The sequence below is a fragment of the Amycolatopsis aidingensis genome, from assembly GCF_018885265.1.
In the GTDB taxonomy this organism is placed as follows: Bacteria; Actinomycetota; Actinomycetes; order Mycobacteriales; family Pseudonocardiaceae; genus Amycolatopsis; species Amycolatopsis aidingensis.
Window position 1 is genome coordinate 4,485,975 of sequence record NZ_CP076538.1, and the last position, 18,363, is coordinate 4,504,337.

The window sequence follows — 18,363 nt, forward strand, 5'->3', positions numbered from 1 at the left end:
TGTGCCACGATGGCGCGTGTGACCACGACCAACCAGCGCGAGTACGGCGGGATGTCCGCCGATGCCCGCAAGGCGCGGCGGCAGGAGGAGCTGCTGGGGGCCGGGCTGGATCTGCTCGGCACGGCGGGAATGTCCGGGCTGACCGTGCGCGGGGTGGTGGACAGGGCGCAGCTGGCGCCGCGCTACTTCTACGAGAGCTTCGGCAACATCGACGAGCTGGCGCTCGCCGTGTTCGACCGGGTGGTCCAGGAGATGATCGAAACCGGCCTTGCCGCGATCGCGGCGGCGGGGTCGTCCCTGCGCGCGCGGGTACGCGCGGGGCTCGGCGCGGTCGCGGAGTTGCTCACCGAGGATCCGCGCAAGGGGCGGGTGCTGCTGATCGAGTCGATGGCGAGCCCGGTGCTCGCGCCCCGGCGGCAGGAGGCGGCCGGCACGATCGCGCGACTGGTCGCCGAGCAGGCCGACGGCGATCCCGCCTACCGGCCCGCCGACCCGGCGACCACCGCGATCACCGCCCGGTTCCTGGTCGGCGGGTTCAGCGAGGCACTGGGCGCGCTGATCCACGAGCCCGGCGCGCAGGATCGCACGGCCGTGGTGGACCGCTGCACCGAGCTCTTCCTGGCCTGCGGCGGCGTCTGACTCCGAGACGGGCGGTCAGATCGGGCGGGCGTCGATCGTCTTGCGCAGCTTCCGCCTGGCGTGCTCAACCCGGCGGGCCCGGTAGGCGATCGGGAAGTACCGCAAGCGTTCCGGCAGCAGCGGCACCGTGTAGGCGACCAGTCTGCCGATCAGCCGCAGCCTGCGCTCGTCCGCCTCGCTCCAGCGCAGCCCGAGTGCCCGCCGGGCGGGTTCCGGGGTGGTGCCCACGGTCACGAAGTACTGCAGCCGCCCCACCGGCGCGGTCACCATCCGCCACAGCGGCCGCAACGCCCGCGGCAGCCCCAGCGGCGGGCCGATGTTCCGGACGCCGTTGAGGTAGTCCCTGGCGACCACACTCGGCCGCAGCTGGTTGCGCACCATCTCGTCGAAGTAGCGCAGGAACTCGGCGTAGGTGGCCGGGATGTGCTTGGGCGACACCGAGAAGTTCCGCAGCAGCTGCACCGTCTCGGCGTAGTAGTCCTCCTTCTCCCGCTCGGTCAGCGGGCGGCGGGCGAAGTACCGCGCCCCTTCGAGGAACGCATAGGCACCGGTGAGCAGCACCCAGGCCCACGGCCCCGCGGACAGCGCCGTATGCCGGGTGCCTTCGGCGTCGGTGGTGTTCAGGCTCGCGTGCATCTCGCGTAACCGGTCGGCCTCGGCCAGCGCCTCGGTTCCGCCGTACACCCACATCTGCACCGAGGCGATGCTGCGCAGCGCGCGGCCGACCGGATCGGTGCGGAAGGTCGAGTGCTCGTCCACCACCGCGGCGATGGTCGGTTCCATGGTCTGCAGCAGGAACGCCGTGCCCGCGGTGAGCGAGAAGGTGACCAGCCCGACCTCCTCCCACATCCGGCTGCCTGGCTCGAACGGGCGGCGCGGCCCGCGCGCACCGATCGGCGTCGTCATCCGCTCCGCCTGTGTCACGCGACCACCTCCGCCATCTAGTAACACACGTTGGCAGATTAGGTATCTGGAAACAGGCGTGTCAAGATTTCGCGGTTCCGGCCAGGGAACTCAGAGTGCGATGCCCAGTACCGCACCTCCCAGGGCGTAGACGACCACCGTGATCAACACCAGGGCGATCACGTTCAGCCAGACCCCTCCCCTGATCATCTGGCCCATGGTGATGTGCCCGGAGCCGAAGGCGATGGCGTTCGGCGGGGTGGCGACCGGCAGCATGAACGCGCAGGTCGCGGCCAGCGCGGCCGGGATCACCAGCAGCATCGGCCCGAACCCGAGCCCCACCGCGACCCCGGCGAGGATCGGGATGAACGCGGCCGCGGTGGCGGTGTTGCTGGTCAGCTCGGTCAGCAGCAGCACCAGCCCCGCGGTGATCAGCACCAGCAGCACCGTTGGCAGGGTGCCGAGCGCGCCGACCTGGTCACCGATCCACTCGCTCAGCCCGGTGTCGGTGAACTGGCTGGACAGGCTCAGCCCGCCACCGAACAGCAGCAGCACGCCCCAGGGCAGCTGCTTGGCCGTGTCCCAGTTCAGCGTCCGCACTCCCCTTGCCCCGTCGACCGGCAGGATGAACAACACCACGGCCACCGCCATGGCGATCCCCGCATCGGAGATGCGCTCCAACCAGGGAAGTGCCTCCGCGACGGCGTCGATATCGGCGAGGGTGGGGATGAAGATCCAGCTCAGCGCGGCGGCCACGAACACGACGAGCGCGTTCCACTCGCCCCGGCTCATCGGGCCCATCTCCGCCAGCTGCTCGCGGATCAGTTCCCGGCCGCCGGGCAGGGTCTTCGAGGCGGGCGGGAAGACGAACCGGGACAGCACCAGCCAGGCCAGCACCAGCAGCACAACCGAAATCGGCACGCCGAAGAGCATCCACTGCCCGAAACCGATCTCGATCCCGAAGTTCTCCTCGAGGTAGCCCACCATGAAGGTGTTCGGCGGGGTGCCGATGATGGTGCCCAGCGAGCCGATCGAGGCGGCGTAGGCGATTCCCAGCATCAGCGCGGTGGCGAAGTTGGTGTCCCCCTTGCCGCTGCCGAGCTGGCCGACCAGGCCCAGCACGGACAGCCCGATCGGCAGCATCATCACGGTGGTCGCGGTGTTGCTGACCCACATGCTGATGAACGCCGTGGCGATCATGAAGCCGGCGATCAGCCGGACCGGGCTGGTGCCGACGGCCAGCACGGTGCGCAACGCGATCCGCTTGTGCAGGTTCCACCGCTGCATTGCCAGCGCCAGCATGAACCCGCCCATGAACAGGAAGATCACGTCATTGGCATAGGGCGCGGCCGCGTCGTCGATGCTGGCCACGTTGAAGACCGGGAACAGCACCAGTGGCAGCAGGGCCGTCGCGGCCAGCGGCAGCGCCTCGGTCATCCACCAGGCCGCCATCAGCACCGCCACCGCCGCGGTGGCCTTGCCCGCGGTGGACAGGCTGTCCGGCAGGACGAGAAAGACCAGCAGCGCGAGCACCGGCCCCACCGCGAGACCGATCCATTGGCGTTTCACCGTCCCCGGCTTCAACGCCGTGGCCGGGTCGTCCTGCACCTGTGACATCGCTCACCTCCGGTTCGAGTGCCGGAAATGTACCGCGAGATCAGCTTTCCGGTCACACCTTTCCGCGCACCCGGCGGCATCGTCCATAGTGATCGGATGCGGAGCGGCGAGATCACCATCCGACTGGACGGCCACACCCTGCGCTGTGCCGACGTGGCGATGGCCGCGGCGGCCACCGGACCGGTGGCGCTGGAGATGTCCCCCTACGCACTGCGCACCGCCGAGCAGTCCTGGCGGCTGGCGGAGGACCTCAGCTGCCGTCGCACTGTCTACGGCCGCACCACCGGGGTGGGCGCCAACAAGGACGACACCGTGCGGGGCGAGGGATCCACCGAGCACGGCCTGCGGCTGCTGCGCAGCCACGCGGGGGCCGGCGGCGACCGGATGCCGGACGGGCAGGTCACCGCCATGATGCTGATCCGGCTGAACCAGCTGCTCGCCGGGCATTCCGGGATCAGCCCCGCCCTGATCACAGCGCTGGGCGACGCCTTGCGAGCCGGGTCGCTACCGCTGGTGCACCGGCTCGGCGCGATCGGCACCGGAGACCTCACGCCGCTGGCCGAGACCGCGCTGGCACTGGCGGGCGAGCACACCTGGCTGCGCAACCCGGTCCCGGCGGTGCCGGTACACGCCGGCGACGCGCTGGCGTTCATGAGCAGTAACGCCGCCACCCTGGCCGAGGCGACCCTGGCCGCGCTGCGGCTGGACACGCTGACCAAGGCCAGTCACGCGGTGGTCGCACTGTCCTATGTGGCCCTCGGCGGGAACCCGGAGGCCTACGCCACGCCGGTGCACGAGGCGCGGCCGCATCCCGGCCAGATCGCGTGCGCCGCGGAGATGCGCAGGATGCTCGGCATGGAGGGCACCCCCGCACCCGGCCGCCGCATCCAGGATCCCTTCGGCCTGCGCGCCTTCCCCCAGGTGCAGGGGCCCGCGCTGGACTCGGTGCGGTACCTGCGCGAGGTGCTGGCCGTGGAGATCAACGCGGGCACCGAGAACCCGATGATCTCCACCGCACACGGCGACGCCTACCACCACGCGCATTTCCACACCGCCTACGTGGCCTCGGCGCTGGACCAGGCCAGAGCCACCGTGCACCAGGTCGCCGAGCTGTCCGCGGCCCGGCTCGGCGACCTGGTCGAACCCGAGTTCACTGGGCTGCGGCCGTTCCTCGCCGCCGGGCCCGCGGGCAGCTCCGGGGTGATGATCCTGGAGTACGTCGCGCACGACGCCCTCACCGAGCTGCGGCAGGCCGCGCTGCCGGTGACCCTGGGCACCGCCGTGGTCTCCCGCGGACTGGAGGACCACGCCAGCTTCTCCACCCAGGCGGCACGGGCGGCCACCGCGGCCTGTGCCGCCTACCAGCAACTACTGGCCTGCGAGCTGGTCGCCGCCGTGCGCGCGCTGCGGATGCAGCAGGCGGACCTGGCCGGCCTGCCGGCCGGAACGGCTTATCAGCGGGCGGCGGAGGTGCTCGACCCGGACCCCGCGGACCGCCCGCTGACCGCCGACATCACCCGCGCCGCCGAGGTGCTGGACAGCCTGGCGACCGTCTAATCAGCGCCGAAGTGCCCTGAACGTGGCGTTCGCGACGTCAGACGTCTCAAAAGTGCCGTTCGCGACGTTGAACGTCCGGAAAGCCACGTTCAGGGCTTTACCAGCGGGTGGCGGGATGAGAGCCGGTCAGCCGAAGAAGACCTCGGCCTCGGCGTAGCGCTCCGGCGGCACGGTCTTCAGCTCCGCGGTGGCCTCGGCCAGCTTGACCCGCACGATGTCGGTGCCGCGCAGCGCCACCATCGTCCCGAAGTCGCCGTCGGCGACGGCGTCCACCGCGTTCAGCCCGAACCGGGTGGCCAGCACCCGGTCGTAGGCGGTGGGGGTGCCGCCACGCTGGGTGTGCCCGAGCACCACCGCACGGGACTCCTTACCGGTGCGGGCCGCGATCTCGTCGGCCAGCCAGGTGCCGACCCCGCCCAGCCGCACGTGCCCGAAGGCGTCCTTCTCGCCGCTGGCCAGCATCTCGGCCCCGCCCTCGGGCAGGGCGCCCTCGGCCACCACGATGATCGGGGCGTACATCCGCTCGAACCGGCGCTCGACCCACTCGACCACCTGCTCCACGGAGAACGGCCGCTCCGGGACCAGGATGACGTTCGCCCCGCCCGCCAGGCCGGAGTGCAGCGCGATCCAGCCCGCGTGCCTGCCCATCACTTCGACCACCAGCGCACGGTGATGCGACTCGGCGGTGGTGCGCAACCGGTCGATCGACTCGGTGGCGATGTGCACCGCGGTGTCGAAGCCGAAGGTGTAGTCCGTGGCGCCGAGGTCGTTGTCGATCGTCTTGGGCACCCCGACCACGCCCACACCATCGTCGGTCAGCCGCTTGGCCACGCCGAGGGTGTCCTCGCCGCCGATCGCGACCAGCGCGTCGATGCCCTGGTCGGCGAGCACCGACTTGATCTTCTCGACGCCGCCTTCCTCCTTGTAGGGGTTGGTGCGGGAGGAACCGAGGATGGTGCCGCCCCTGGTCAGCACGTCCTCGACGTCGTCGAGGCCGAGCGGCTTGCCATCGCCGGTGAGCGGGCCGCGCCACCCGCTGCGGAAGCCGACGACCTCCCAGTTGTGCACCTCGATGCCCTTACGGACCACGGCGCGGATCACCGCGTTCAGCCCCGGGCAGTCGCCGCCGCCGGTCAGTACACCGACTCGCATCTATTCAGACCTCCGCTCGCGCTGGATCTACGTCACACTGTCGTCTCGTCTCCCGGGTGCAACCCTAGCCGTAGTGATACTTGATCGGTGCAGCCGCCAGCAACGAACCTGCTACAGTGATCGGCATGCAGCGTTATTTCTGGTTTGGCGGGCCGGCCCGGGGTGGGCCAGCCGGCGAGACCATGCGCTGACGACCTCCACCCACGAGCCGGATGACGACGGACCGGCTCGGCGGGTGACGGCGGGGCGGTCCGTGGAAAGGACCACACCCGTGACCTCGCATGCAGCGCCGCTCACCGCAGGACCAGGCGAAGCGCCAACCGATCTGCGGTACGGCCTGGACAACCAGCGGACCACCGGGATCAGCCCGCTGCTGTCCCCCGCACTGCTGCGCCAGGAACACCCGATGGACGTGGCGATGGCCAAGACCGTCGCGCAGGGCCGGGCGGACACGATCGACATCCTGAACGGGCGGGACGACCGCCTGCTCGTCGTGGTCGGCCCGTGCTCGGTGCACGACCCGGCCGCCGCGCTGGACTACGCCCGGCGGCTGGCCGAGCAGGCCGCCCGGCACCGCGACCAGCTACATGTGGTGATGCGGGTGTACTTCGAGAAGCCGCGCACCACCCTCGGCTGGAAGGGCCTGATCAACGACCCCGACCTGGACGGCGGCTTCGCGGTGAACAAGGGACTGCGGCTGGCCAGGCGGCTGTTGCTGGACATCCTGGCGCTCGGCCTTCCGGTGGGCTGCGAGTTCCTGGACCCGATCACCCCGCAGTACATCTCCGACGCCGTGACCTGGGGCTCGATCGGCGCGCGTACCGCGGCCAGCCAGGTGCACCGGCAGCTGTGCAGCGCGCTGTCGATGCCGGTGGGGATCAAGAACTCCACCGAGGGCGATATCGGGGTCGCGGTGGACGCCACCCGCGCCGCGGCTGCCAGCCACGTGTTCCCCGGCATCAACGCCGACGGGCTGGCCGCGCTGCTGACCACCGCGGGCAACCCGGACTGCCACGTCATCCTGCGCGGCGGCGCCACCGGACCGAACTACGACCGCGAGTCGGTGGCGGACACGCTGGCCAGGCTGCGCGCAGCGGGCCTGCCGGAGCGGGTGCTGGTGGACGCCAGCCACGGCAACAGCGGTAAGGACCACCATCGGCAGGCCGAGGTCCTCGGCGAGCTGGCCGGCCGGATCGGCGGCGGTGAGCCGATCACCGGCCTGATGCTGGAGAGCTTCCTCACTCCGGGCAGGCAGGAGCTACGCCTCGGGCACGCGGCCGAGCTGGCCTACGGGCAGAGCATCACCGATGCCTGCATGGACTGGCCCACCACCGCCGACCTGCTCACCCAGCTGGCCACCGCCACCGCGCACCGTCGCCGGGGCCGCGGCTCGTAGGGTGGCGGCATGGACAGTGTGCGGTTGATCGAGGAATGGCCGGTGGACAACGCGGCGGCTGCGGTCGTCGGCGCGGACGGGACGGTGCTCGCCGCGCATGGCGACGGCGGCCGCGCCTACCAGCTGGCCTCGGTCACCAAACCGCTCACCGCCTACGCCGCGCTGATCGCCGTCGAGGAGGGCGTGGTCGAGCTGGACACCCCGGCCGGCCCGGAGGGTGCGACCATCCGCCACCTGCTGGCGCACACCTCCGGGCTCGGCTTCGACGAGCACCGGGTGCTGGCCCAGCCCGGCACCCGCAGGCTCTACTCGAACGCGGGTTTCGAGCAGCTGGCCGACGCGCTGACCAAGCATTCCGGGATCCCCTTCCCTGCTTACCAGCGGGAGGCCCTGTTCGACCCGCTGGGCATGACGGCCACCACTCAGGACGGTTCGCCCGCGGCCGGGGCCGTGTCCACCCTGGACGACCTGGTCCGCTTCGCAGCCGAGCTGCAACGGCCGACACTGCTCGACCCCGGCACCCTCGCCACCGCGACCTCGGTCGCCTTCGCGGGGCTGAACGGGGTGCTGCCCGGGTTCGGTCACCAGAAGCCGAACGACTGGGGACTCGGCTTCGAGCTCCGCGACCACAAGGACCCGCACTGGACCGGCACGCACAGCTCCGCGCGCACCTTCGGGCACTTCGGGCAGTCCGGCACCTTCCTGTGGGTCGATCCCGAAGCCGGAGCGGCGGGCGCCGCCTGCGTCGTACTCACCGACCGCGCCTTCGGCCCCTGGGCCGCCGAGGTCTGGCCCCGGTTCACCGACGCCGTACTGGCCGAGCTGCCCCGCTGACCCTCAGGGTTCGAGCTGGCGGATGGGGGTGCCTGCCTGGTAGGCGGCGATGTCCTGCACGGCGTCGCGGTAGAACACCTGGTAGACCTCGCGGGTCACGTAGCCGATATGCGGGGTCAGCACGGTGTTCGGCAGTGCGCGCAGCGGGTGGTCGGACGGCAGTGGCTCGGTGTCGTAGACGTCCAGTGCCGCCCCGCCGATCCGGCCCGCACGCAGGGCCTCGATCAGGGCCTCCTCCCGCACGATCGGGCCACGCGAGGTGTTCACCAGCCACGCCGTGGGCTTCATCGCGGCCAGTTCCGCTGCACCGACCAAACCACGGGTGCGATCGCTGAGCACGAGATGGATGGAGAGCACATCGCTGCGCTCGAACAGCTCCTCCCTGCCCACGGCGGTGACCCCCTGCCCGGCGGCGTGCTCGGCGGTGAGGTTCTGGCTCCAGGCGATGACCTCCATCCCGAACGCCGCCCCCACGGCGGCCACCCTTGACCCCAGCCTGCCGAGGCCGAGCAGGCCGAGCGTCCTGCCGTGCAGGCCCGAACCGAGGCCGAGCTGCCAGCCGCCGTCCCGCATCGACCTTTCCTCGCGCGGCAGGTTACGCATCGCCGCCAGGATCAGCGCCCAGGTGTGCTCGGCCGTGGGTTCCGGCAGGTATCCGGTGCCGCACACCAGGATCCCGCGTTCCCGCGCCGCGGCGATGTCGATCGCCGCGTTCCTGCGGCCGGTGCTGACCAGTAATCGCAGGTCGGGCAGGCGGTCCAGCAGCTCGGCTGGAAACGGGGTGCGCTCGCGCATCGCGACCACCACCTCGGCCCCGGCGAGCCTGCGGACCAGCTCGTCGCGGTCGGGGATGTACTCGTTGCACACCTCGATCTCCGCGCCGAGTGAGTCCCAGTCGGCAAAGCCGAGCGCGACGTTCTGGTAGTCGTCGAGAATCGCGATCTTCATGCCACTCACGCTAGACCGGTAGGGGCAGGATGCCACCGGTGGCCGCACGCAGTGCGTCCCGCATCGCCTCGCGCGGCGCCGGCAGGCCGGTGAACAGCTCGACCTGCCCGAAGGCCTGGTGCAGCAGCATGTCCAGCCCGGTGGCCAGTGCTCCGCCCGCATCGGCCACCGCTTCGGCCAGCGGGGTGGGCCACGGGTGGTAGATCACGTCCAGCAGGCAGCGGGCCGCGGCCAGCTCGGCCCGGTGCGGGGCCAGCGCCTCGGCCGGGACGGTGCTCACCACCAGCGGCGCCGAGGCCAGCTCCGCGAAGTCCACATCGGACCACCGGCTCACCTCTACGGCGAGCCCGGCCCGGCGGGCCGCCGCCGCGGTCTCCTCGGCGCGGGCGGGCTCGCGCACCACCAGCCGCACCCCGGGCAGGCCCAGCTCGGCGCAGGCGACCACCGCCGCCGCGGCGGTACCGCCCGCGCCCAGCACCACCCCGGGCCGATCGCCGCCGTCCGCCCGGTAGCCACCCGCCGCGCGCAGGGCTCCGGTCACGCCCTCGATATCCGTGCAGTCCGCGAGCCAGCCGCCGTCCCGGCGCACCAGGGTGTTCGCCGCACCGACCGCCCGCGCCCGCGGGGTGGCCTCGGTGGCGAACTCCAGTGCGGCCCGCTTACCCGGCATGGTCACCGAAAGACCGACCCATTCCGCACCGAGCCCGGAGACCAGCCCGGGCAGCCCCTCGGCGTCCACCTCGATCCGCTGGTAGCTCCAGCCCGCCAGGCCGAGCGCGCGGTACGCGGCGCCGTGCAGCACCGGCGACAGCGAATGCCGCACCGGCTTGCCCAGCACGGCGGCCGACCGGTCGGCCGCCATCAGAAAACCCCGCGGGACTGCGCGTCCTCGACGTTCCTGCGGTGCTCATCGTAGGTTTCGGAGAAGCAGGACAGCCCGTTCTTCTCGCATTTGACGAAGAACAGCCAGTCGCCTTCGGCAGGCTCCTCGGCCGCCTCGATGGCCTGCTCACTCGGCGCGCCGATCGGCGTCGGTGGCAGCCCGGTGTTCTGGTAGGTGTTGTACGGACCGGGCCGCTGCCGGTCCGCAGGGTCGGTGCGGATCACCGGTTCGTCCAGCGGGTAGTTGACGGTGGAGTCCATCTCCAGCCGCATGCCCTCGTCGAGCCGGTTGTAGATGACCCTGGACACCTTCTCGAAGTCCTGCTTCACCGCTTCCCGTTCGATCACCGAGGCGATGATCAGGACCTCGTACGGGGTCTTACCGGTCGGTTCGGCATCGTCCGGCAGCCCGGCCGCCCGCAGCCGCGAGGCGGACTTCTGCAGCACCATGCCGAGTAGCTCGTTCGCGTCCGCTCCCGGCCGCACGTCGTACACCCCGGGCACGATCAGGCCCTCGATCCTGCGGTAGTCGTCGACCTCCGCCACCGCCTCGGCGGCCCACGGCGGCGCGCCGAGCGCGGCGAGGTCGGCGGTCTTGGCCGCCTCGCGCAGCTGTTCCACCGGAACGCAGGTGCTGGTGCCGTTCAGGTCCGCACAGGATGCCTTGGACAGCAGGGACAGCACCCCGTCGGTGACCTTGTCGTCCGGCTGCACGGTGTCGTCCAGCTCGGTGCCGCCGCGGATCTCCAGCTGCCCCACCCGCGCCCGCGGGCTCACCAGCTGCTCCACCGCGCTGGAGCCGGACATCCTGGTCTTCATCACGTAGTAGCCGGGCTGCACGCTGAGCACCCGGCTGTCGCCCTCGCTCGCCTCGACGAACGCCTTGGCGCTGGCGACCACGTCGTTCTCCTCGAGCTTGCCCGCGATCGAGGAGGTGGTGTCGCCATCGGCGACCTGCACCAGCACATCGGACTCGCCACTGCCCTCGTAGTCCTCGTACCCGAAGCCGAGCAGCTCCCGCGCGCCGAACCAGGCTGCCCCGGCGAGCAGCACGATCACCGCGATGGCGCCGATCCAGCCGAGCGCCCGCTTTCCACGCCCACCGCGGCCGCGCCGCGGCGGATCGTCCCGCTCGTCGTCGAAGTACTCCGGCTCGGCCCGGTCCTCGTCCTCGTAGTCCTCGTCCTCGTAGCCGTCCTCGTAGTCGGCGTGGTCTTCGTAGTCCTCGTCGTCGTACTCGTCGTACTCGTAGTACTCGTCCTCGTACGGATCCCGAGGATCCCGCGGGTCCTGGTCGAACCGCTCCGGGCCGAGGTGCAGCACCTCGGTGGGGCGCTCGTCCGGCGGCGGCCCCTCCACGTACCGCCTGCGGCGCCCACCGCGCGGCTGCTGCGGGTCCGGGGGTGGTGGGACATCGCCGGGCGGCCCGCTCAGCTCACCACGGTGCCTGCTGAACTCCTCCGGCGCGGGCTGCCTGCGCGGCCGGGGCGGCGCGGGCCGCGGGGGCGCGCCCTCCGCGGGCAACGGGCGCTGCGGTGGCCTGCGCCGCCGCCCGCCGTCGGCGGGACCGTGCGGGCTACCGGGGCCGGTCACGAACCCTCCCCCGTGGCCGAGCGGGAGCGCGCCGCCGCGCGGGCATCCAGCCAGCCCTGCAGGATCTCCACGGCGGCGGCCTGGTCGATCACGGCGCGCTGCTTGCGCCCCTTCACCCCCCGCTGCGCGAGCATCCGGGTGGCGCTGACGGTGGTCAGCCGCTCGTCGGCGAGCCGCACGCCGACCGGGGCGATCTTCTCGGCGACCCGGTCGGCGTACTCGGCGGCGATCTGCGCTGCGCTGCCGTGGCGGTCGGCCAGCGTTCTCGGCAGTCCTACGATCACCTCAACCACCTCGTTTTCGGTGACAAGCAAGGCCAACTGATCGAGATCGCTGTCGTTGTGCGCATCACGCGACAGAGTAACGAGCGGGCTGGCGAGTAACGGCGCGGGATCGCTCAGTGCGACACCGACTCGTACCGAGCCTACGTCGATCCCGAGCCGCCTGCCCGGCCCGGGATCCTCGTCCCCTGGCCGGTCCGGACGGCGCGCGGTCACCGGCGGATCACCCGCGGGCCACGGCTTCCCGCAGCCGCGCGATGGCCGTGTCGATGCCGCCTGGCTCGGTGCCGCCACCCTGCGCCATATCCGGCTTGCCCCCGCCCCGGCCGCCGACGGCCTCCGCGAAGGTGGGCACCAGCCTGCCTGCCTCCAGGCCCTTGTCCCTGGCAGCGGGCGTGGTCGCCACGACGAAGCTGACCTTCTCCCCGGATGGCGCGAACAGCGCGACCACCCCGGCCCGGGACCCGAGCCGGTTGCGGACCTCGGTGGCCAGCGCGCGCACCCCGCCGGCGTCCACGCCCTCGGGCACCCGCTCGGCCACCAGCGACACCCCGGCGACGTCCTGGGCCTTGGCCGCGAGCGTGCCTGCCGAGCCAAGCACCTGCTGGGTACGCAGCTGCTCGATCTCCTTCTCCGCGTTGCGCAGCCGGGTGACGATGTCCTCGACCCTGGACGGCACCTGCTCGGTCGGCACCTTCAGCGAGTTCGCCAGCTGGGACACCAGCAGCTGTTCCTTGCGCACGTGCCGCAGGGCGTCGGTGCCGACCAGCGCCTCCACCCGGTGCACCCCGGATCCGATGGAGGAGTCGGTGACCAGCTTGACCAGCCCGAGCTCGCCGATCCGGCCGACGTGGGTGCCCCCGCACAGCTCGCGGGAGTAGTCGCCCATGTCGACCACCCGGACATCGTTGCCGTACTTCTCGCCGAACAGCGCGATCGCGCCCATTTCCAGCGCCTTGTCCTTGGTGGTGACGTAGCTCTGCACCGGCACGTCGGTCTGCAGGTAGTCGTTCACCTCCTCCTCGACCGAGGTGAGGATGTCCGCGGACACCGCGCCGGAGGCGGTGAAGTCGAACCGCATCCGGCCGGGAGAGTTCAGCGAACCGGCCTGCGCGGCGCGCCTGCCGTAGGCTCCGCGCACCGCGGCGTGCACCAGGTGCGTGGCCGAGTGCGAGCGGGCGATGGAGGCCCTGCGCTGTGCGTCCACCGAGCCGGTGACCTCGGTGCCGATACCGAGTTCGCCCGCGGTCACCTCGACCCGGTGCACGAACAGCCCCGGCACGATCTTCTGCACGTCCAGGACCTTCAGCTCGACGCCCTCGCCGACCAGCACCCCGGTGTCGGCGACCTGACCACCGCTCTCGGCGTAGAACGGGGTGCGGTCCAGCATCACCTCGGCCTTGGTTCCCGCGGCGACCGAGCGCACCGGCTGCCCGCCGGACAGCAGGCCGATCACCTTCGCGGTGGCCTGCAGGTCGGTGTAGCCGAGGAAGGCGGTCTCGCCGTGCTGCTCCAGCACGTCCCGGTAGACCGACAGGTCACCGTGCCCGCTCTTGCGCGCGGCGGCATCGGCCTTGGCCCGCTGCCGCTGCTCCTCCATCAGCGTGCGGAAACCGTCCTCGTCAACGGAAAGGCCCTGCTCGGCCGCCATCTCCAGGGTGAGGTCGATCGGGAAGCCGTAGGTGTCGTGCAGCTGGAACGCCTTGTCCCCGGCCAGGATCCCGCCGCCGGTGCGCTTGGTCTCCTCGGCCGCGAGGTCGAAGATGCGCGAACCGCTGGTGAGGGTGGCGAGGAAGGTCTCCTCCTCGATCCGCATCACATCGGAGATCCGGTCGAAGTCGGTGACCAGCTCCGGGTAGAACGGCCCCATCGCGTCCCGCACGATGGCCGCGAACTCCGGCAGCACCGGCTCGTGCACCCCGAGCAGCCGCATCGAGCGGACGATCCGGCGCAGCAGCCTGCGCAGCACATAGCCACGGGCCTCGTTGCCCGGGGTGACGCCGTCGCCGATCAGCATGACCCCGGAGCGGGCGTGGTCGGCGATCACCCGGAAGCGCACGTCGTCGGTGTGGTTGTCGCCGTAGGCGCGGCCGGAGAACTCCTCGGCCCTGGCGATCACCGGCCGGACCAGGTCGGTCTCGTAGACGTTGGCGACGCCCTGCAGCAGATAGGCCACCCGCTCGATGCCCATCCCGGTATCGATGTTCTTCTGCGGCAGCTCACCGAGGACGGGGGCGCCCTTCTTCGGGCTCTCCTCGCCCCGGATGTCCTGCATGAACACCAGGTTCCAGATCTCGAGGTAACGGTCCTCGTCCACAACGGGGCCGCCCTCGCGGCCGTACTCGGGGCCGCGGTCGTAGTAGATCTCCGAGCAGGGCCCGCCGGGGCCGGGCACGCCCATGTCCCAGTAGTTGTCCTCGGCGTCGCGGTACTGGATGCGCTCGGCGGGGATGCCGGTGACCTTCCGCCACAGCGCGGCCGCCTCGGCGTCGTGCTCGTACACGGTGACCCACAGCCTGCCGGGGTCGAAACCGTAGCCGCCGTCGGCCTGGGACCTGGTGACCAGGTCCCAGGCCAGCTCGATGGCGCCCTCCTTGAAGTAGTCCCCGAAGGAGAAGTTGCCTGCCATCTGGAAGAAGGTGTTGTGCCGGGTGGTCTTGCCGACCTCGTCGATGTCCCCGGTACGCACGCATTTCTGCACGCTGGTGGCACGCGGGTACGGCGGCGGAACCTCGCCGAGGAAGTACGGCTTGAACTGCACCATTCCCGCGTTCACGAACAGCAGGTTCGGGTCGTCCAGGATGAGCGAGGCGCTCGGCACCCTGGTATGCCCGTTCTTCTCGAAATGACTGAGGAACCGGTTGGCGATCTCGTGTGTTTCCACTGGGTGTCCTTGTGGCTTGCGGACCGGTACGCGACAGGCACGTCCGGCCGGGTTCGGGGAACGGCTGCGCAGGCGGAGGGCTCGCGGGGCCCGCGCGAGGTGAGCGTGCTGCTGCGCGTCAGCCCTCCGCCCGGCGCGCTCGCCGGGCGTGCGGACGCGCGGCGGCGTACCTGCCGCCCGCCGTGGCCGATCCGGCTGGCGCGCGGCCCTGCCGCGTCGACACTCCGGAGCGTTGCTGCACCATGTCGCTCAGTTCCTGCTCTCGCTCGTTCATCCCGGCGCGGACATCCGCGCCGAAGGCGCCCACGGCGCCTGCCAGTTCGCGGATGGCCTCACCCACGTTCGAGGCTAACCCGGCGGGGGTGGCCTGGCGAGCGGTTTCGGTGGCCTTCCTGGCCAAGGTCACACCGGCGGCGACCCCGACGCCGACCCAGAACAGCCGCCTCATCGCTTACCACCCCGCACCCGCCGGAGGACGTGCTTGTTGGTGCCCTCGGCCTTGGCCTTGCGGCGGGCCCGCACGGCCTTGCTGACGCCGTAGGACAGTGCGGCGGTCTTGACCAGCGGTCCACCGAGGGTCGCGGTGAACACCGAGGACAGCGCCGAAACGTTGCCGGAAACGGCCTGCGCGTTGGCCGTGATGCCGTCGACCCGCTCCAGCTGGGTGTTCACGTGGGTGATGGTGTCGTTGGCGCCGTGCAGCAAGGGGTCGGTGTTCTCGTGTGCCTTGCGGATCGCGACCGTCGCCTCGTCGAGCGTGCGGGCAAGCTTGAGCAGCGGGATCGCCAGCAACAACACCAGCAGCACGAAGGCGCCTGCGGCGATCAACGCGGCGATCTGCGTGGGCGACACGTGCCCTCCAAATTGTCCGGGTAGGCGGCTTTCGAGGTTCGCGGAATTGCCGGTCAGGCTACCGCGCCGCCTCGGCAGCGGCCCGGCGGCCCACCGTAGCCGCCCGGCCGCCGTGCGGTACTACTTCCGGCCCGGTTCATCGGTCTGATCTTCCCGCTGGATTCTTGTCCCGTTCACCTCGCCAGGCGAGGCTGGCGCCCATGCCGACCGTCTCCCGCCGCCACCTGCTTGGCCTTTCCGGAGCCGTCACCGGCGGCCTCGCCGCCTCCCTGCTGCCGCCCTCGCTGCACGCCGCCATGGCGCGGCCGATGCGCCGCGGCGGCATGGAGGCCGTCGAGCACGTGATCGTGCTGATGCAGGAGAACCGCTCCTTCGACCACTACTTCGGCAGCCTGCGCGGGGTGCGCGGCTTCGGGGACCCGCACCCGCTCGAGCTGCCCGGCGGCGAGCCGGTGTTCGCCCAGCCGCGGCCGGGGGGCGGCAGCGTGCTGCCGTTCTCGCTGCGCGCGCAGGCCGAGCGGGAGGGCCGCGACCCCGCCGACATCCAGTATCTCGGGGCGCTGCCGCACGGCTGGGGCGACGCCACCGGCGCATGGGGCCGCGGCTGGTACGACGACTGGATCGCGCACAAGGGCGCGGCCACCATGACCTACTACGACCGCGCCGACATCGCGCTGCAGTACGAACTGGCCGACACCTTCACCGTCTGCGACGCCTATCACTGCTCGGTGTTCGGATCCACCAACCCGAACCGCAACTTCCTGTGGAGCGGAACGGTGGGCTCCGAGCCGGGCGGCGGCGGGCGGGCGGTCACCAACGCCGCCTACTCCTACGACCACCCTGGCTACGAGTGGACGACCTACCCGCAGCGGCTGGCGGCCGCGGGCGTGTCCTGGCGGATCTACCAGGAGTGGGACAACTTCACCGACAACGCCGTGGAGTACTTCCGCCCGTGGAAGGAGATCGGCCGCAGGATCCTGGCCGCGGTGGACGGGGAGTACCGCACCACCGAGGAGTTCTACCTCGGCCTGTTCGGCAGGCCCGAGCCGGAGCGGGAGCGGCTGCTGGCCCAGTTCGAGGCCGGGCGCGCCGCGCTCAGCCCCGCCGAGCGCGACCTGTTCGACCGTGCCGCCTACCGCGGGGCGCCCGGCAGCCTGCTGCCCAGGCTGCGCGCCGACATCGCGGCGGGCACCCTGCCAAGGGTGTCCTGGCTGGTGCCGCCCGCGGCCGACTCCGAGCACCCCAGCGCGTCCACCCCGGTGGGCAGCGCCAACTTCGTCTACCGGGTGCTGGACGCGATCGCGGCCGACCCAGGAGTGTGGTCGTCCACCGCCCTGTTCCTCACCTTCGACGAGAACGACGGCTATTTCGACCACGTGCCGCCGCCGGTCCCGCCCGCGGTGGAAGGCGACGACGCCGACCATGTGCACGGCGTGCCGCTGGGGCTGGGGCCGCGGGTGCCGATGACGGTGGTTTCGCCGTGGACCATCGGCGGCTTCGTGGACTCGCAGGTCTACGACCACACCTCGGTGCTGCGGTTCCTGGAGCGCTGGACCGGGGTGGGCGAGCCGAACATCAGCCCGTGGCGCCGCACCGTGGCGGGCGATCTCACCGGGGCGTTCGACTTCGGGCGGGCCGGGCGGTCGCCCCGGCTGCGCAGGCCGGGTCCGGTACCGGACCCGGTGGGCCGCTGGCACCCCGAGCCCCCGCGGGCGCAGCGGATGCCGTCGGCCGAGCCAGGGCGGCGGGCCGCGCGCCCCCTGCCCTACCAGCCCACCGTGTCCGGGTCCGTGCGGCACGGCGAGCTGGCGCTGCGGCTGCGCAACCGCGGGCGGGCGAGCGCCCACTTCGCCGTCTACCCCTACTCCGGCGAGCTGCCGGAGCCCGCGCATCACGATGTCGAGCGGGAGCACACCGAGCACCTCCGGCTGCCCGCGGACGGTTACCGGGTGGTCGTGCAGGGCCCGAACCGGTCCTGGTGGGAACTGCGCGGCAGCCGGTCCGGGCCCGCGGCCGGGGTGGACGTGCGCACCCGGCTGCTGCCGCACCGCTGCGGGGTGGAGTTCGTCCTGGTCAACGGCGGGAGCGAGGCGTTGCTGCTGCGCCTTTCGGCCACCCGCCACGCCCGCACGACCCGGTTCGTCCGGCTCGGTCCCGGCCGGTCGGCGACGGTGGCCTGGCCTGCCTGGCACGGCTGGTACGACCTGGCCGTCAGCACCGAGGCCGACCCCGCCTTCCTGCGCACCCTCACCGGCCGGGTGGAGAACGGCCGCCCCGGGATCTCCGGCTGAGGAACCGGCACTGAGCACAGCGGAGCGGGCGAAGGCGGGCTACGATCACGGAGATGACCAGCAGACCCGCCGCGACCCAGCACCTACAGGACCTCGCCCGGCTGCGTCGCGTCCGTGACCGGATCGACCGGGAGTACACCCAGCCGCTGGACGTCGAGGCGCTGGCCCGTGGTGCGCATATGTCGGCGGGGCATCTCAGCCGCGAGTTCCGTCGCGCTTACGGAGAGTCACCGTACAGCTACCTGATGACCCGGCGGATCGAACGCGCCATGGCGCTGCTGCGCCGGGGCGACCTCAGCGTCACCGAGGTCTGCTTCGCGGTCGGCTGCACCTCGCTGGGTACCTTCAGCACCCGGTTCGCCGAACTGGTCGGCATGCCACCCAGCACCTACCGCAGCCAGGCCGCGGGCGCGACGGCGGGTATCCCCTCCTGCGTGGCGAAACAGGTGACCAGACCGGTCAGGAATCGAGAAGCGCGGTCGCCGAGCCACACCTAGCGTGCTCAGCATGCACCAGAACACGATGAGCACGGAG

Annotated in this window: 16 protein-coding genes; 6 read left to right on the forward strand and 10 right to left on the reverse strand. The window is 71.6% G+C overall.

Going from position 1 to position 18,363, the window contains the following annotated elements; all coding sequences use genetic code 11:
- The first annotated feature begins 18 nt into the window (after positions 1-18).
- Positions 19-639 (forward strand): TetR/AcrR family transcriptional regulator, encoded by a 621-nt coding sequence (locus KOI47_RS20615; RefSeq protein WP_216205992.1) that lies wholly within the window; start codon positions 19-21, stop codon positions 637-639.
- Positions 640-654: 15 nt separating this feature from the next.
- On the opposite strand, the gene KOI47_RS20620 is transcribed toward KOI47_RS20615, so the two are convergent.
- Both KOI47_RS20620 and KOI47_RS20625 read right to left on the reverse strand, forming a co-directional pair.
- Complete coding sequence (locus tag KOI47_RS20620; RefSeq protein ID WP_216205995.1) at positions 655-1,563, reverse strand: oxygenase MpaB family protein; 909 nt, start codon at positions 1,561-1,563, stop codon at positions 655-657.
- A 90-nt stretch (positions 1,564-1,653) separates the two neighbouring features.
- Positions 1,654-3,159: an SLC13 family permease gene (locus KOI47_RS20625; RefSeq protein WP_216206000.1), complete on the reverse strand. Its 1,506-nt coding sequence runs from the start codon at positions 3,157-3,159 to the stop codon at positions 1,654-1,656.
- Between the two features lie 96 nt (positions 3,160-3,255).
- Between KOI47_RS20625 and KOI47_RS20630 the strand changes: the two genes are divergently transcribed.
- Positions 3,256-4,716 (forward strand): aromatic amino acid ammonia-lyase, encoded by a 1,461-nt coding sequence (locus KOI47_RS20630; RefSeq protein ID WP_216206003.1) that lies wholly within the window; start codon positions 3,256-3,258, stop codon positions 4,714-4,716.
- A 126-nt stretch (positions 4,717-4,842) separates the two neighbouring features.
- Here KOI47_RS20630 and KOI47_RS20635 read toward each other — a convergent pair whose 3' ends face one another.
- Positions 4,843-5,868: a 6-phosphofructokinase gene (locus KOI47_RS20635; protein ID WP_216206005.1), complete on the reverse strand. Its 1,026-nt coding sequence runs from the start codon at positions 5,866-5,868 to the stop codon at positions 4,843-4,845.
- Positions 5,869-6,193: 325 nt separating this feature from the next.
- On the opposite strand from KOI47_RS20635, the gene KOI47_RS20640 reads away from it, so the two are divergent.
- Complete coding sequence (locus KOI47_RS20640) at positions 6,194-7,264, forward strand: 3-deoxy-7-phosphoheptulonate synthase (RefSeq protein ID WP_232376893.1); 1,071 nt, start codon at positions 6,194-6,196, stop codon at positions 7,262-7,264.
- Between the two features lie 9 nt (positions 7,265-7,273).
- The gene (locus KOI47_RS20645; protein WP_216206012.1) at positions 7,274-8,098 is read left to right on the forward strand and encodes a serine hydrolase domain-containing protein; all 825 of its coding nucleotides are present in this window, start codon (positions 7,274-7,276) and stop codon (positions 8,096-8,098) included.
- Between the two features lie 3 nt (positions 8,099-8,101).
- On the opposite strand, the gene KOI47_RS20650 is transcribed toward KOI47_RS20645, so the two are convergent.
- From KOI47_RS20650 to KOI47_RS20680, 7 genes are all read right to left on the reverse strand, one after another.
- Complete coding sequence (locus tag KOI47_RS20650) at positions 8,102-9,046, reverse strand: D-2-hydroxyacid dehydrogenase family protein (protein WP_216206014.1); 945 nt, start codon at positions 9,044-9,046, stop codon at positions 8,102-8,104.
- A gap of 10 nt (positions 9,047-9,056) precedes the next feature.
- Complete coding sequence (locus tag KOI47_RS20655; RefSeq protein WP_216206016.1) at positions 9,057-9,908, reverse strand: shikimate dehydrogenase; 852 nt, start codon at positions 9,906-9,908, stop codon at positions 9,057-9,059.
- Entirely contained in the window at positions 9,908-11,521 is a 1,614-nt protein-coding gene (gene mltG, locus KOI47_RS20660; protein WP_232376136.1) for an endolytic transglycosylase MltG, read from the reverse strand. Before mltG ends, KOI47_RS20655 begins: the two co-directional genes overlap by 1 nt.
- Positions 11,518-12,018, reverse strand: coding sequence for a Holliday junction resolvase RuvX (gene ruvX / locus KOI47_RS20665; protein WP_216206020.1), 501 nt, complete (start codon positions 12,016-12,018; stop codon positions 11,518-11,520). The genes mltG and ruvX overlap by 4 nt, the downstream gene beginning before the upstream one ends.
- Positions 12,019-12,025: 7 nt before the next feature.
- Positions 12,026-14,686: an alanine--tRNA ligase gene (alaS, locus tag KOI47_RS20670; RefSeq protein WP_216206022.1), complete on the reverse strand. Its 2,661-nt coding sequence runs from the start codon at positions 14,684-14,686 to the stop codon at positions 12,026-12,028.
- 118 nt (positions 14,687-14,804) lie between these two features.
- Entirely contained in the window at positions 14,805-15,134 is a 330-nt protein-coding gene (locus KOI47_RS20675; RefSeq protein ID WP_216206025.1) for a hypothetical protein, read from the reverse strand.
- Positions 15,131-15,538: a DUF948 domain-containing protein gene (locus KOI47_RS20680; protein ID WP_216206028.1), complete on the reverse strand. Its 408-nt coding sequence runs from the start codon at positions 15,536-15,538 to the stop codon at positions 15,131-15,133. The genes KOI47_RS20675 and KOI47_RS20680 overlap by 4 nt, the downstream gene beginning before the upstream one ends.
- Positions 15,539-15,738: 200 nt before the next feature.
- On the opposite strand from KOI47_RS20680, the gene KOI47_RS20685 reads away from it, so the two are divergent.
- Positions 15,739-17,829 carry a phosphocholine-specific phospholipase C gene (locus tag KOI47_RS20685; protein WP_216206031.1) on the forward strand — a complete coding sequence of 697 codons (2,091 nt, stop codon included), beginning with the start codon at positions 15,739-15,741 and terminating at the stop codon, positions 17,827-17,829.
- Between the two features lie 53 nt (positions 17,830-17,882).
- A complete protein-coding gene (locus KOI47_RS20690) occupies positions 17,883-18,326 on the forward strand; it encodes a helix-turn-helix transcriptional regulator (RefSeq protein WP_216206034.1) in 444 nt (147 codons plus the stop codon).
- Positions 18,327-18,363 lie beyond the last annotated feature (37 nt).

What these genes read in the sequence shown, in the direction of transcription:
- KOI47_RS20625 (WP_216206000.1), bottom strand. Translation starts at nt 3,159, where the DNA reads ATGTCACAGGTGCAGGACGACCCGGCCACGGCGTTGAAGCCGGGGACG.
- KOI47_RS20630 (WP_216206003.1), top strand. Translation starts at nt 3,256, where the DNA reads ATGCGGAGCGGCGAGATCACCATCCGACTGGACGGCCACACCCTGCGC.
- KOI47_RS20635 (WP_216206005.1), bottom strand. Translation starts at nt 5,868, where the DNA reads ATGCGAGTCGGTGTACTGACCGGCGGCGGCGACTGCCCGGGGCTGAAC.
- KOI47_RS20645 (WP_216206012.1), top strand. Translation starts at nt 7,274, where the DNA reads ATGGACAGTGTGCGGTTGATCGAGGAATGGCCGGTGGACAACGCGGCG.
- KOI47_RS20650 (WP_216206014.1), bottom strand. Translation starts at nt 9,046, where the DNA reads ATGAAGATCGCGATTCTCGACGACTACCAGAACGTCGCGCTCGGCTTT.
- KOI47_RS20655 (WP_216206016.1), bottom strand. Translation starts at nt 9,908, where the DNA reads ATGGCGGCCGACCGGTCGGCCGCCGTGCTGGGCAAGCCGGTGCGGCAT.
- KOI47_RS20675 (WP_216206025.1), bottom strand. Translation starts at nt 15,134, where the DNA reads ATGAGGCGGCTGTTCTGGGTCGGCGTCGGGGTCGCCGCCGGTGTGACC.
- KOI47_RS20685 (WP_216206031.1), top strand. Translation starts at nt 15,739, where the DNA reads ATGCCGACCGTCTCCCGCCGCCACCTGCTTGGCCTTTCCGGAGCCGTC.
- KOI47_RS20690 (WP_216206034.1), top strand. Translation starts at nt 17,883, where the DNA reads ATGACCAGCAGACCCGCCGCGACCCAGCACCTACAGGACCTCGCCCGG.